Here is a 14279-nt window from a genome sequence, read left to right as displayed (position 1 = left end):
TATGCTAGCACCGCATCAGCCACCGCGCCTAACGCCCGCAAAACCTCACCCGGGACAACATCCGCAGATCCCCCTCGCGGTAATAGTCATCGCTCCAACTGTCATCCACCGCCAGCGGCTTGACCTGCTTGAGGGCGAGTTTTTTCGCGAAGTAGCGAAAGCGGTAATGCTCATAGAAACGCAGCAGTTCCAACCCGTAGCGGTCGGCCAGGTCGGTGTCGCCCTGGATGATCAGGTAGTTCTCGTCGTTGCCGCTGCTGGCCGCGGCGCTCAGGTTATGGCTGCCGCTGAGGATGGTCGGCGTGTCGCTGGTGAAGTCGGTGACGATGGCTTTGGTGTGCACCAGCAGGTTGCCCTTCTGGCCTTTCATGTTTTCCCGTAGCCAGCCTTCCAGGCCGGTGTTGAGCAATGCGGTGGCGGCGAATTCAGCGGTGCGGTCGGCGTGAAAGCCGGTGATGCGGCTCTTGGTGTTTTGCAGGCCGTAGCGCAACACGTCGTCATTGGGTGCGCCGAGCAAGGCGTCGAGAATGCGCTCGGGCAACACAAAAGCGGTGACGAACAACAGGTCCTTGCGCGCCCCCTTGATGATGTCGACGAAGCGGTCCAGGTCGCCCTCCCCGGTGCGCGGCGAGAATCCGGCGAATAACGCCTCTTGCGGCGCCATGGCATTGTTCAGCGTCAGCCACTGGCGAGTGGCATCGACGTCTCGGGGCGTTGCCCAGATTTGCTCGAATACCTGAAGATAGCAGTGGCTAACCCGAGGGTCGTCCAACACATGCACGACGTTGGCCTGGCGGTAGATACCGTTGGCGGTGAAGTTGGTGCTGCCGCACAGCACGGCTTCAGGTTGCAATGAGCCGCCGGCCTCCACCTTGCTCAGCACAATGAATTTGTTGTGGAAAATGTTGTGGGTGACCCGTCCACGTTTGTTGGCCGCCGGCATGTGCTCGAGACTGGCCTCGTTGCGCGCCGTGGTGTCGTCTCCCGGCTCGGCGTGATACAGCACCCGCACCTGGGCGCCACGAGCGTGAGCAGCAGTCACTGCGTCGACGATCACCGGCAGCTCGTATTCATAGATGGCGACGTCCAAGGCCCAGCTGGCATCCAGCGCCCGGTCGATGAAACCGGTCAAGCGACCCAGCAAGCCGTTTTCCAACCAGCGACGCGGTGCGTCGGGCCAGTCATCGATGGACAGGTGCTTGTTGGCATCGATCAGCGCGTCCACTTCGGGAAACTTGCGCTGGAACGCCTGGCTGGCGGCTACGGCACGGTTGAAGATAACGCCCTGGTTGGCCGGCTGGCCGTCGTCGCTGGTGACGGTGACGGCCAGTGACTCGCCCAACTGCGGTGCATCGGAGCTGCCATAGGCCAGGTGCACGCGGTAGTGGATCGTCACGCCGGGGTTGACGGCGTAGTCGGCCCAGCGAAATTTCTGCAAGGGCGCCTTGTCGCTGGGGGTGGCGTGGAACTGGGGAAAGGTGTGGGCCTTGTCGGGGAAGGTCAGGCTGTTGAACAAGAACAACCAGGGCTTGTCGCCCTGCTGCTTCTCGATGGCAAAGCCCAGCAAGCCCTTGCGCCGGGATTCAGCCAGGTCCATGGCGAGCAGCACGCCATTGGTGCCGGCATAGGCCTTGACCCGAAAATCGTCCTGGGCGTTGGTGACGAGTACGCGCATGGTTCACTCCTGTGAGGGGGCTGCCTGAGCATAGTGCAGTGATGCGGGTCAAATGGGCAGTTCATTGGAATCGAGGGGATACCATCGCGAGCAAGCTCGCTCCCACAGGGGGCCGGGTGTCCATCGGTTATGTATTCACAACGAAACCCATGTGGGAGCGAGCTTGCTCGCGATAGGGCCCTGACAGTCCCAGCACCTTTCAATCAGCCTCATCGATATGCCGATACTCAGCCCCCAACCGCCCCGCCAACTGCCGGGCCCGGCCCAGGCGAATCGGGCCTCTTTCGATGTCGATCAACAGGCATGGGCAATCGAGAAGCGACGGTGAAAGCCCCTGCTTGACGCGTCCGTCGGTCATCACCAAGACCCGTTGCTGCTCCGCCGGGTAGCGCTTGCGCCGCGCCACCAGCCAGCGCCCGGCCTCGTTCAGCGCCGCCAGCAACGGCGTTCCGCCACCGGCGCCCAAGCCATCAAGCCAGTCGCGCAGACCGGCCGAGGCCTTGAGCCCTTGTACCTGCCAGTTCGGCTGCATGCCGCTGGCCGTCAACAGCGCCAGGCGGGCGCGCTGTCGGTAGGCGTCGTCGAACAGTTGCGCCAACAGGCCTTTGCCGTCACTCAAGGCGCGATGACGACGGGTCGAGGCCGACGCATCGACGATGACCAGCCACAGCTCATGGGGCGAGCGATGGCGAGCGTGCCAGCGCACGTCTTCATGGCGGCGTGGCCGGCCATTGAGCAACGTCCCCGGCCAGTTCACCGCACCGCTGGCCGCCGCTTTGCTCCGGCCCTGGCGGCCCTGGTCGAGTCGCCCGGCACGGGGTCTGGCATTCGCCCCCGCTGGCGAGCGGGGGCGAATGCCTAGCGCTTTTTTGGCCAGATCGGCACGTCACGCCGAGCCCCGGTTGGCAACGTCCGGGCCGGCAGGTCGCCCCACTGGCCCTGGCCTTCATTGGGTTCAGCGGTTTTTTCCGCCCCCGCTCCCGTCGGCGCCTGGGACGGTGCCGGTGCCGAATGCCCCCGCCGCCGGTGACGCAAGGCAAATTCGCCGACTGCCTCGATGTCTTCATCGGCAATCGCGTCGGCACCGCGCCAGGCCGCATGGGCCCGGGCCGCCCGCAGCCAGACCAGGTCGGCGCGCAAGCCATCGACCCCGGCGGCAAAACAACGCTCGGTAATCTGCGCCAATGCCCCGTCATCCAGGGCGATCCCGGCCAAGCGGTCGCGCGCCTGCTGGCAACGTTCGCGCAGCTGCTGTTGGGCCATCTCCCACTGCCCGCAGAACGCCAGCGGATCGCTGTCGAAATCCAACCGCCGCCGGATGATCTGGCCGCGTTCAGCCGGTGCGGTGTGACCGTCAAGGGCGACGTTCAGGCCAAAACGGTCGAGCAACTGCGGACGCAGCTCGCCCTCTTCCGGGTTCATGGTGCCGATCAGCACAAAGCGCGCCGGATGCCGATGGGAAATGCCGTCGCGCTCGATCAGGTTGGTACCACTGGCGGCCACATCGAGCAGCAGATCCACCAGGTGATCGGGTAGCAGGTTCACTTCATCGACGTAAAGTACGCCACCGTCGGCCTTGGCCAGCACGCCGGGAGAAAATTGCGCGCGCCCTTCCCCCAGCGCCGCGTCCAGGTCCAGGGTGCCCACCAGCCGCTCTTCGGTGGCACCGAGGGGCAAGGTGACGAACTGACCGCTGGCCAGCAGATCCGCCAAGCCCCGAGCCAACGTGGACTTGGCTATGCCCCGCGGGCCTTCGATCAGCACGCCGCCGATTTTCGGGTCGATCGCGGCCAGACACAGGGCCAGTTTCAGGTCATCGGCACCGACCACGGCGGAGAGCGGGAAATGGGGGGTGTGGGTCATATCTAATTCTCAAGAGTGGTCGGTAACGTCAATGCGAACAGAGTACTTGTGGGAGCAAGGCTTGCCCGCGATGAACGAAAACGCGGTTTAGCTGCTAAACCGCGGCGCGACCATCGCGGGCAAGCCTTGCTCCCACAGGGTGGAGATAAATCCCTTTGCCACAGGTCAACCCATCACAGGGGTTGTGTCTCGCCTGTTGAGTAGGCACGTCAGCCATCTTCTTCTATGTCCAACAACAAATTCTCCAACGCCTCGCGATACTCCCCCGGTGCCTGCCACATCCCCCGCTGCTGCGCTTCGAGCATGCGCTCGGTCATGTCTCGCAAGGCGTCGGGGTTGTGCTGGCGGACGAAGTCCCGGGTGTCTGGGTCGAGCAGGTAGGCATCGGCCAGCAACGCGTACTGGTGGTCGTCGATCAACCGGGTGGTGGCGTCGAAGGCAAACAGGTTGTCCACCGTCGCCGCCAGCTCGAACGCGCCTTTATAGCCGTGCCGCTTCACGCCGTCGATCCACTTCGGATTCGCCGCGCGGGAGCGGATGACGCGGTTGAGCTCTTCCTTCAGGGTGCGGATCCTGGGCAAGTCCGGCTGGCTGTGATCGCCATGGTAACTGGCCGCCGCGGCGCCACCGAGGGTTTCGACCGCTGCCAGCATGCCGCCCTGGAACTGGTAATAGTCGTTGGAATCGAGCAGGTCGTGCTCGCGGTTGTCCTGGTTCTGTAGCACCGCCTGCACCTGGCTCAAGCGCCGGGAGAACTGATCGCGGGCGGCGGTGCCTTCATCGCTGGCACCGTAGGCGTAGCCACCCCAGTTCAGGTACACCTCGGCCAGATCCTCGCGGCTCTGCCACAAGCGACCGTCGATCGCGCCCTGCACGCCCGCGCCATAGGCCCCGGGCTTGGCACCGAAAATCCGCCAGCCGGCCTGGCGTGCCGCGGCATCTGGCTCAAGACCCGAGACTAGCAAGGCTTCGCGCTCACTGCGCACCTTGGCTGCCAACGGATTCATATCGTCCGGTTCATCGAGGGCGGCGACGGCCTGCACGGCGGCATCGAACAAGCGGATCAGGTTGGCAAAGGCATCCCGGAAGAACCCGGACACGCGCAAGGTGACATCGACCCGAGGCCGGTCCAGGAGGCTCAGCGGCAGGATCTCGAAGTCATCGACCCGCTGGCTGCCGGTGGCCCACACCGGACGCACACCCATCAACGCCATGGCCTGGGCGATGTCGTCGCCGCCGGTGCGCATGGTGGCGGTGCCCCACACCGACAGGCCGAGCTGGCGCAGGTGATCGCCGTGGTCCTGCAAGTGCCGCTCAAGGATCAAGTTGGCCGACTGGAAACCGATGCGCCACGCCGTGGTGGTGGGTAGGTTGCGTACGTCCACCGAGAAGAAGTTGCGCCCGGTCGGCAATACGTCCAGGCGCCCACGGCTCGGCGCGCCGCTGGGGCCGGCCGGCACGAAGCGCCCGCTCAAAGCATCGAGCAAACCGCGCATTTCCGCCGGGCCGCAGGCGTCCAGGCGCGGAGCGACGACGGATCGCAGGTTTTCAATGATGCTGCCCACCCCTTCCCAACCCGGCGCGTCGAGCTGCTCGACCGTGCCGTCCAACGCCTGCTCGATCAACTGGGCAGCGAACAGCTCCAAGCGCTCACGGGTATCGCCAGCGGTGCGCCAAGGCTCGGCGCTGACCCGGCGCAACGCTTCGGGACGATCGCCGGCCCAGGGCTCGGCCAAGGCACAATCCAGCGGATCGAAACCCAGCCCGAACGCCTTGGCCAGCGCCGGCAACAAGCTCGACTGCGCGCCTTTGCCGTCACCCCGGGGAATGCGCAGCAACGCCAGCAAGGTGTCGATGCGCAGCCGCCCGCTAGGCGATTCACCAAAAATGTGCAGGCCGTCACGGATCTGCGACTCCTTCAGATCACACAAATATGTGTCCAGGCGCGGCAGCCAGATTGCTGCGTCAGCATCGCTGTCGAGGCCGGCATCCAGTTGCAACTCGCGGTCGATGTGGGTCTCGCGCACCAGGTTGAGGATGTCCCGTTGCAGCTCCCGGGCGCGGCGCGGATCGAGCAACTGCGCCTCGTAGTACTCGTCCGCCAACAGCTCGAGGTTGCGCAGCGGTCCATAGGTTTCGGCCCGGGTCAGCGGCGGCATCAAGTGGTCGATGATCACCGCCTGGGTGCGACGCTTGGCCTGGGCACCCTCGCCCGGGTCGTTGACGATGAACGGATAGATGTTCGGCAGTGGCCCCAGCAGCACGTCCGGCCAGCAGTTCTCCGAGAGCCCGACACCTTTGCCCGGCAGCCATTCGAGGTTGCCGTGCTTGCCGACGTGGATCACCCCGTGGACGCCGTAGGTGTGGCGCAACCAGAAATAAAACGCCAGGTAACCGTGGGGCGGCACCAGGTCCGGGTCGTGGTACACCGCGCTCGGGTCGACCTGATACCCCCGCGCCGGCTGGATGCCGACGAAGGTCAGGCCCAGGCGCAGGCCGGCGATCATCAGGCGGCCGTCGCGGTACATCGGGTCTTTGTCCGGCGCACCCCAGCGTTCCAGCACCGCTTGGCGATTGGCCTCGGGCAGCGCGTCGAACATGACCTGGTAGGCATCCAGGGCCAGGCTCTGGTGACACGGACGCGCGTCGAGGCTATCCAGGTCGTTGCTGACGCCACCGAGCAATTGCTGGATCAGCGCAGTGCCGCTCTCAGGCAATTCGGCCGGCAGCGGATAACCTTCGGTTTGCATGGCGCGCAGGATATTCAGCGCCGCCGCCGGGGTATCCAGGCCGACCCCGTTACCGATACGTCCATCCCGAGTCGGGTAGTTGGCGAGGATCAGCGCCACGCGCTTTTCTGCGTTGGGCAGGCGCGCCAGGGTGGTCCAGCGCTGAGCCAGTTCGGCGACAAAATCCATGCGTTCGGGCACAGCGCGGTAGCAGACCACGTCGCTCTGGCTGCGCTCGCTGCGCCAGGCCAGGTCCTTGAAGCTGATCGGGCGGCTGATGATTCGGCCATCCAGCTCCGGCAAGGCAATGTGCATCGCCAGGTCCCGTGGTCCCAAGCCCTGTTCGCTGGCACGCCAGCCGGGTTCGTTGTCCTGGGCGCAAATGGCCTGGATCACCGGAATGTTGCGGCGAAACGGCCGCAAGTGCGGGGCTTCGGGGCTGGATTGAGCGAAGCCGGTGGTGTTGAGGATCACCCCTGCTTCCACTTCGTCCAGCCAGTCCTCTACCAGCGCCAGGCAAGCCGGTTCCTTGAGGCTGGCCACGGCAATCGGCAGCGGATTGAGCCCTGCCGCTTGCAGGCGCTGGCAGAACACGTCGATGAACGCGGTGTTCGCCGCTTGCAGGTGGGAGCGATAGAACAGCACCACCGCCACCGGTTGATCGACCTGCCAGTCGGCCTGCCAATCGCCGAGGCTGGCGTTGGTGTTTGCGGGATGATAGATCGCCGTGCGCGGCAGGGCCTGCGGCTCGGCCCACGGGTAGTCGCGGCCGAACCATTGACTGCCGAGGTTGTGAAACAAGTCCAGGGCATTGCCCAGGCCGCCCTGGCGCAAGAACTGCCAGAGCCGGTCGCGGTCCTCAATGGGTACGTTGCTCAGGTCACTGAGTTCCGGGTCGGGACGATCATCCCCCGGCACCAGGATCAACTTCACCCCGCGCCCGGCCAATTCCATCAGACGCTCGATGCCGTAGCGCCAATAGCCGATGCCGCCGTGCAGCGACAGCAGGATGACCTTGGCATGACGTAGCACGTCCTCGAAGTACAGATCCACCGAGGCGTGGTTCTGCACCTGCATCGGGTTGGCGAGGCGAAACTGCGGGTAGTCGTCCGGCAACTGCCGCGCCGCTTCGGCCAGCAGCGCCAGGCTGGAGTCGCCGCTGCACAGGATCACCAGTTCGGCGGGGGTTTGCCCCAGGTCGGCAATGTTGTCGTCCGATACAAAACCGCCGGGCTGGGTCCTGAGCAGGTGCATGGCTTAGGCGCTGAGAGCGGCGCGCAACTGCGCTTCGAGCAATGCGGCATCCAGCGCCTGGCCGATCAGCACCAGACGGGTGACCCGCACTTCGTCGGCGCCCCACTGGCGGTCGAAATGTTTGTCGAAACGCGTGCCAACGCCTTGGATCAGCAGGCGCATCGGCTTGTTCGGAATTGCCGCGAAACCCTTGACCCGCAGCACGCCGTGCTGGACCACCAGTTGCGTCAGCGCGTCCAGCAACAGGCTTTCGTCGGCCTGGGGCAGTTCGATGGAAATGGAATCGAAGGCGTCATGATCGTGGTCGTCATCGTCGCCATCGTGGTGATGGTCGTGATGACTGTGGCGGCCGTCGATGTGTTCTTCGGAACCGGCCCCCAGGCCGATCAACACGTCCAGCGGCAGGCGACCGCTGCTGGCTTCGATGACCTTGACCGCCGGTGGCAGTTCTTCGGCGACCTCCAGGCGCACCTTGGCCAGGTCTTCAGGGCTGATCAGATCGGCCTTGTTGAGGATCACCAGGTCGGCGCTTGCCAGTTGGTCGGCGAACAGTTCGTGCAGCGGCGATTCGTGATCCAGGTTCGGATCGAGTTTGCGCTGGGCATCGACCTGGTCGGGGAAGGCGGCGAAGGTACCGGCGGCCACGGCCGGGCTGTCGACCACGGTGATCACCGCATCGACGGTGCAGGCGCTGCGGATTTCCGGCCATTGGAAGGCCTGGACCAGCGGCTTGGGCAGGGCCAGGCCAGAAGTTTCGATGAGGATGTGGTCGAGGTCACCACGCCGGGCCACCAGTTCACGCATCACCGGGAAGAACTCTTCCTGCACCGTGCAGCACAGGCAACCGTTGGCCAGCTCATAGACGCGGCCGTTGGCTTCTTCTTCGGTGCAACCGATGGAACACTGCTTGAGGATCTCGCCGTCGATGCCCAGCTCGCCGAACTCGTTGACGATCACGGCGATACGCCGGCCCTGGGCGTTGTCGAGCATGTGCCGCAGCAAGGTGGTCTTACCCGAGCCGAGGAAGCCGGTGACGATGGTGACGGAGAGTTTGGCCAGTGTTTTCATCGGATGCCCTTTGGCAAGGTGGCGGGCAAACGGGACGACAACCGCTGGCACAAGCGCGAGCGGAAGATTTCGCCACCGGATCACCCCGCCCGGTTGTAGTGAGAATCTGTCTCGAGGCAGGTCTCCTGGCTGACGGCGGGCCAGTCTCTCGACTGGCAATTGCTGCGCCTTCCCGTGCGCCTTGGGTAAAAGGGCATGCACAGTGGCCTTGCAGAAACCTCACCGTTCACAGTTGCGGGGGCAGCCGCGGCTTGGACCGCGTTCCCTTCTTAGCTTCGGCGCATGCCGAAGAACCTCGAAGGCGCAAGGCTACGCAGGGTGTGGGGGCGGGTCAATCTCCAGAGCGTTCTGCGGTGCATGGGCTGCCATCATCGCGAGCAGGCTCGCGATGGGGGTGACTCGATGCTCCTGCGAATACCTTCCGACTGACACCCCAACCTCGCCGGTAGTTTTTTGTAAACCGCACATGGGGACAGATACATCTTCCGAGCAGACTTGCATCAAGAAAACGGCAAAAATTACAAGTACTGCCAATCTGACTGGTGGAGGCAACTCAAAGCCACTCAGTCGTTTTAACAATAAAAGAATAGTCATCATTAGGAAAATAACGACAAGCCCCAACAGAACGTCCATGAACCCTACACAAAGTTCACTCCAAGAAAATGCCGCCATAGTACCTCCGTCGAATCAGGAATGGCCCTTGTATAGAAATGGCGAAAACATCTATGGCATTAAACATCACCAGCCATTCAGCCACACAAACGGATAGGCATACTCTCTGAACATATGCGCACTATGATGAAGCTCCCTCCCATGAAAGCCAGATACTTAACTGGCTGAGAAAATTCAAACCCAGCAATTTTTTTTATCAACAAACAGATACCCATCATCACAAGAAGCGCCACCCCTCCCCATATTCCACCCGTACCCAACACCATACAGAGCTCACTCCAAAAAAACGCGCCCACCCCACCTCCTCAATAATTAACTGACACCCATACCAATTTACAAAAAAACATTCACACCAACGCAAACAAACCTGAACATCACCAAACTAAAAAAACCCAACCACGATCTTGCAGTCATCCGTTACAAGCCAACGTTCGCGATAGAAGCCCACCCCGCATTCAGCCACGCAGCCACGCAGTGCAATCTTGGACTTCCATCTGCGAATTCAAGCTAAGAAACTAGGCACCAGTATTTCCGAGCCCCCTACTTACGTACCCTCCCGCCAACCCCCCATAAAAACCTATCATCGCTGCCCCGGCTGCTTGTGCGGTGGTAGCGGGCGTAAAAAATCCAGTTACCGCGCCACCCACCATGGCCGCCCCCGCTCCTGTCCACGTGGCCGGCGAACCGCTTCCTGCCTGGGCTCCAACATACCCCGCCCCCGCTGCTGCAGCGCCAGCGACTGCCCCCAATGGACCTACAGCCCCACTGATCATCTCGATTTCAGCCAACGTCAAATCACGCATTTCCATATCTCCTTTCGGTCAATAAAGCGGTTCCAGTAAATTAGCTTACCGCCACCGCCAGCAAATCTTTAAAAAACACCAACTAAACAACCTTAATTGCCCCTTGAAAATCTAAAAGTCCCGCAGTTTCATCGAACAGTTCTTTAAACGTCCGCAACGTGCGGCACAGGGACGTTTGCGAGCCCAGTAAACCCTATCAACACCCTCCCCTCGGAAAATCTCCTTCATCCTCCCTATAGCCTCTTTTGCACCCCCGACAGGAAAACAAAAATCAATAATCCAAGTTCTACCCCCTTCGTTCCACTCCGAAGGGTGAAGCAAAAACTCTGGATCCGTGAGCAAGCGCTCCTCGGAATCAGGCGCCAGGTACGCCCAAGTCACATACCCCCTGGGCAGCCCAACACGATCAAAGAAAAACACTATCTGCCTATGATCAATTGCAGGCGACAACCAGAAATCCAATGTCAGCATCCGAAAGGTGGAATACCGCCTACACATAAACATGACCATGCTTGCGAACCCAAAAAACATTGCCTTCTCTTCAGTTATCGAACAGCGGCATTCAGTCCGCAGATCAAATTCCATCTTCACCTAGACACCTCCTAACTGCGGCTCACTAATTTCAAATGCCTTTAAAAACAGGGTCATGACTGAGTCGCCTGACTAACATCACCGCTTTGACTTGAAGTGAATTAAATATCACTTAATGCTGGATGAATACCCTACATGTGTAGGGGTAGGCGGCACCTCGCCAATTGACGCCCGCCCCCCGCCCATGCTCTCCTGTGCGCCTAGTTACGGGTGCCCTTCACAGGGTGAAACGGGAAACCGGTGAATCGTGTGCTTTACTTCAAAGCCACGTCAGTCCGGTGCTGCCCCCGCAACGGTAAGCGAGCGAAGCGTCTGAACCACTGTGTCCAAGGACATGGGAAGGTGACGCTTGCAGGCCAGGCACAAGCCCGGCCCCTCGCGAGCCCGGAGACCGGCCCATGACTCAAGCATCAACAAACCCGCGGTGGGCGGGCGCTGTTCGAACCTTGGCGGGCTTTCGCCCGGGGTCTCATTGCGCTCGCATCCCCCACGGAACAAAAACAGAGGGAAGCGCCATGTCGACCATCAGCAGCACCGCCCGCACCGCCAGCAGCACCACCACCCTGAGCCAACGCCTGAGCGCCGCGATCCTGGCTTCGATCCTGGGCGCGGGACTGGTCTATTTCGCCGGTTTCTCCCACATCGAAGCGGTGCACAACGCCGCCCACGATACCCGCCACAGCGCCGCCTTCCCGTGCCACTGAGAACTGACGACATGATCAAGCGTATCGCGCAGACCGCCGGTTTCAGTGGCTTGCTGGCGGCCCTGCTGCTGACCCTGCTGCAGAGTTTCTGGGTATCGCCGCTGATTCTCCAGGCGGAAACCTTCGAGAAAGCCCCGGCGACCGAGGTCCATGAACACGCCGACGGGGCCGCCCACAGCCATGACGCCGAAGCCTGGGAACCGGAAGACGGCTGGCAACGCGTGCTGTCCACCACTGGCGGCAACCTGGTAGTCGCGGTGGGTTTCGCCCTGATGCTGGCGGGCCTGTACACCTTGCGCGCACCGACTCGCACCGCCCAGGGCCTGCTTTGGGGCCTGGCCGGTTACGCCACGTTCGTTCTGGCGCCGACGCTTGGTCTGCCGCCGGAACTGCCTGGCACCGCGGCGGCCGACCTGGCCCAGCGGCAGATGTGGTGGATCGGCACCGCGGCGTCCACAGCGGTGGGCATTGCCTTGATCGCCTTCGGCCGGCATTGGCTGCTCAAGGTGCTGGGTGTGGCGACGTTGCTGGTGCCCCACGTCATCGGCGCACCGCAACCTGAAGTCCACTCGATGCTGGCGCCCGAGGCGCTGGAAAGCCAGTTCAAGATCGCCTCGCAGGTGACCAACGTCGCCTTCTGGCTGGCCCTGGGCCTGATCAGCGCCTGGCTGTTTCGCCGTGACGGTCAGGCCCGCCACGACGCATGAGCACCGAGCCGATCCTGGTGATCGGCCTGGGCTGCCAACGCGGTTGCCCGGCCAGCACGCTGCGAGCGCTGCTCGAACAGACGCTGCTGGCCCACGGCATCGGGCTTCACCAGGTGCGGGCTTTGGCCAGTATCGACCTCAAACGTGACGAGCCCGGACTGCTGGAACTGGCCGGGCAACTAGCCCTGCCGCTGACCTGCTTCAGTGCCGAACAGTTGTCGGGCTACGAGCAACGGCTCAGTCACCGCTCCGAGATCGCCTTCGAGCGAACCGGTTGCTACGGCATCGCCGAAAGCGCTGCCCTGGCCTTGGCCGACCAGTTGGGTACGCCGCCAGCAACGCTGCTGGTTCCTCGTCAGAGAGGCCCCATGAGCACGTTGGCATTGGCGGTCGTGGCGTAAATCCCGATAATCGGCGTCCAGGATCATGAGCGTTCTTCATCTGGGCGCCACTCACCCACCTTCCACAGGAGCCGGTCATGACCGTGTACTTCATCGGCGCCGGCCCCGGCGACCCGGACCTCATCACGGTCAAAGGCCAGCGACTGATCCGCCAGTGCGCGGTGATCATCTACGCCGGCTCGCTGGTGCCGACCGCCGTTCTCGAAGGCCACTGTGCCGAACAGGTGATCAACAGCGCCGAGCTGCATCTGGAACAGATCATCGAATTGATCAGGAGCGCCCACCTCAAGGGCCAGGACGTGGCCCGGGTGCACTCCGGCGACCCGAGCCTGTACGGCGCCATCGGCGAGCAGATTCGTTGTCTGCGGGAGCTGGGCATCCCTTTCGAAATCATCCCGGGCGTGACTGCGACCTCAGCCTGCGCAGCCCTGCTGGGCGCCGAACTGACCTTGCCGGACATCTCCCAGAGCCTGATCCTCACCCGTTACGCCGACAAATCCCCGATGCCTGCTGGGGAAGAACTGGGCAGTTTGGCGCAGCACGGGGCGACCATGGCGATTCACCTGGGGGTCAATCACCTGGAAAAAATCGTCGATGAACTGCTCCCCCACTACGGCGCCGACTGCCCGATTGCGGTGATTCACCGGGCGAGCTGGCCGGATCAGGATTGGGTGGTGGGGACGCTGGCTGATATCGCCGAGAAGGTGCAGGCCAAGGGTTTTCGCCGTACGGCGCTGATTCTGGTGGGGCGTGTGCTGGGTAATGAGGTGTTCAGCGAATCGTCGCTGTACCGCGCCGGGCATGCGCATCTCTACAGGCCTTGACCCGCTAGAGAATCCACCGGAATCCCCCTGTGGGAGCGAGCTTGCTCGCGATGACGGCGGCACATTCAACATCATCGCAGGCTGACCCACCGCTATCGCGAGCAAGCTCGCTCCCACAGGGGCGGCGGGTGTCCACCAATTACGAGCCGATCACTGAAGCTTTTGTGGCGAGGGAGCTTGCTCCCGCTGGACCGCGAAGCGGTCCCCAGGCAATCCCTGCATCTATCACGAGAAATGCATCAGACTACTCTGGCGATTGCTGCGCAATCGAGCGGGAGCAAGCTCCCTCGCCACAGAAGCGTTGCACCCGCTCTAACAGCGAGCGCACTCGCCACAGAAGCGTTGCACCCGCTCTAACAGCGAGCGCACTCGCCACAGTGTCTTGTTCGCAGCGCACGCCTATCAGTAGTAAGCGTTTTCTTTCTGCGTATGGTCGGTCACGTCGCGCACGCCCTTGAGCTCCGGAATGCGCTCGAGCAAGGTGCGCTCGATGCCTTCCTTCAAGGTCACGTCAGCCTGGCCGCAGCCCTGGCAGCCGCCGCCGAACTGGAGCACGGCGATGCCGTCTTCCACCACGTCGATCAGCGAAACCTGGCCGCCGTGGCTGGCGAGCCCCGGGTTGATCTCGGTTTGCAAGTAGTAATTGATGCGCTCGTTGACCGGGCTGTCGGCATTGACCATCGGCACCTTGGCGTTCGGCGCCTTGATGGTCAGCTGGCCGCCCATGCGGTCGGTGGCGTAGTCGACCACCGCATCGTCCAGGAAGGCTTCGCTGAACGAGTCGATGTACGCGGTGAAGCTCTTGAGCCCCAACGCAGTGTCTTCAGGTTTTTCTTCCCCCGGCTTGCAGTAGGCAATGCACGTCTCTGCGTACTGGGTGCCGGGCTGGGTAATGAAGATGCGGATCCCGATACCCGGGGTGTTCTGCTTGGACAGCAGGTCGGCCAGGTAATCGTGGGCGGCATCGGTAATGGTAATGGCGGTCATG

11 protein-coding genes and 2 riboswitches are annotated in these 14279 nt (G+C 62.7%); of the genes, 4 read left to right on the top strand and 7 right to left on the bottom strand.

Annotated elements, in window-relative coordinates; all coding sequences use genetic code 11:
- Positions 1 to 28 precede the first annotated feature (28 nt).
- From PSH84_RS15630 to PSH84_RS28785, 6 genes are all read right to left on the bottom strand, one after another.
- Positions 29 to 1675 (bottom strand): phospholipase D-like domain-containing protein, encoded by a 1647-nt coding sequence (locus PSH84_RS15630; RefSeq protein WP_305470503.1) that lies wholly within the window; start codon positions 1673 to 1675, stop codon positions 29 to 31.
- 199 nt (positions 1676 to 1874) lie between these two features.
- Complete coding sequence (locus PSH84_RS15625) at positions 1875 to 2432, bottom strand: vWA domain-containing protein (protein WP_305481349.1); 558 nt, start codon at positions 2430 to 2432, stop codon at positions 1875 to 1877.
- Positions 2433 to 2533: 101 nt separating this feature from the next.
- A complete protein-coding gene (locus PSH84_RS15620; protein WP_305481347.1) occupies positions 2534 to 3538 on the bottom strand; it encodes a magnesium chelatase ATPase subunit I in 1005 nt (334 codons plus the stop codon).
- Positions 3539 to 3747: 209 nt separating this feature from the next.
- A complete protein-coding gene (gene cobN / locus PSH84_RS15615) occupies positions 3748 to 7521 on the bottom strand; it encodes a cobaltochelatase subunit CobN (protein WP_305481346.1) in 3774 nt (1257 codons plus the stop codon).
- A gap of 3 nt (positions 7522 to 7524) precedes the next feature.
- Complete coding sequence (gene cobW, locus PSH84_RS15610; protein WP_305481344.1) at positions 7525 to 8589, bottom strand: cobalamin biosynthesis protein CobW; 1065 nt, start codon at positions 8587 to 8589, stop codon at positions 7525 to 7527.
- A gap of 98 nt (positions 8590 to 8687) precedes the next feature.
- A riboswitch (cobalamin riboswitch) is annotated at positions 8688 to 8902 on the bottom strand.
- 1273 nt (positions 8903 to 10175) lie between these two features.
- Positions 10176 to 10562, bottom strand: coding sequence for a toxin-activating lysine-acyltransferase (locus tag PSH84_RS28785; protein ID WP_500862547.1), 387 nt, complete (start codon positions 10560 to 10562; stop codon positions 10176 to 10178).
- Between the two features lie 284 nt (positions 10563 to 10846).
- A riboswitch (cobalamin riboswitch) is annotated at positions 10847 to 11069 on the top strand.
- Positions 11070 to 11170: 101 nt separating this feature from the next.
- On the opposite strand from PSH84_RS28785, the gene PSH84_RS15605 reads away from it, so the two are divergent.
- The 4 genes from PSH84_RS15605 (at position 11171) to cobM (ending at position 13291) form a co-directional block, all read left to right on the top strand.
- Positions 11171 to 11359 (top strand): CbtB domain-containing protein, encoded by a 189-nt coding sequence (locus PSH84_RS15605; protein ID WP_014338677.1) that lies wholly within the window; start codon positions 11171 to 11173, stop codon positions 11357 to 11359.
- 11 nt (positions 11360 to 11370) lie between these two features.
- On the top strand, positions 11371 to 12066 hold the full coding sequence (locus PSH84_RS15600) for a CbtA family protein (RefSeq protein ID WP_305481343.1): 696 nt from the start codon (positions 11371 to 11373) through the stop codon (positions 12064 to 12066).
- Entirely contained in the window at positions 12063 to 12467 is a 405-nt protein-coding gene (locus PSH84_RS15595) for a cobalamin biosynthesis protein (protein ID WP_122568197.1), read from the top strand. Before PSH84_RS15600 ends, PSH84_RS15595 begins: the two co-directional genes overlap by 4 nt.
- 77 nt (positions 12468 to 12544) lie before the next feature.
- Positions 12545 to 13291, top strand: coding sequence for a precorrin-4 C(11)-methyltransferase (gene cobM / locus PSH84_RS15590; protein WP_122568196.1), 747 nt, complete (start codon positions 12545 to 12547; stop codon positions 13289 to 13291).
- Positions 13292 to 13693: 402 nt separating this feature from the next.
- Here cobM and nfuA read toward each other — a convergent pair whose 3' ends face one another.
- Positions 13694 to 14278, bottom strand: coding sequence for a Fe-S biogenesis protein NfuA (gene nfuA, locus PSH84_RS15585; RefSeq protein ID WP_003182850.1), 585 nt, complete (start codon positions 14276 to 14278; stop codon positions 13694 to 13696).
- Position 14279: the final 1 nt, after the last annotated feature.

The organism is Pseudomonas beijingensis (assembly GCF_030687295.1).
Taxonomy (GTDB): domain Bacteria; phylum Pseudomonadota; class Gammaproteobacteria; order Pseudomonadales; family Pseudomonadaceae; genus Aquipseudomonas; species Aquipseudomonas beijingensis.
This window is presented reverse-complemented; position numbering and strand designations above follow the sequence as displayed.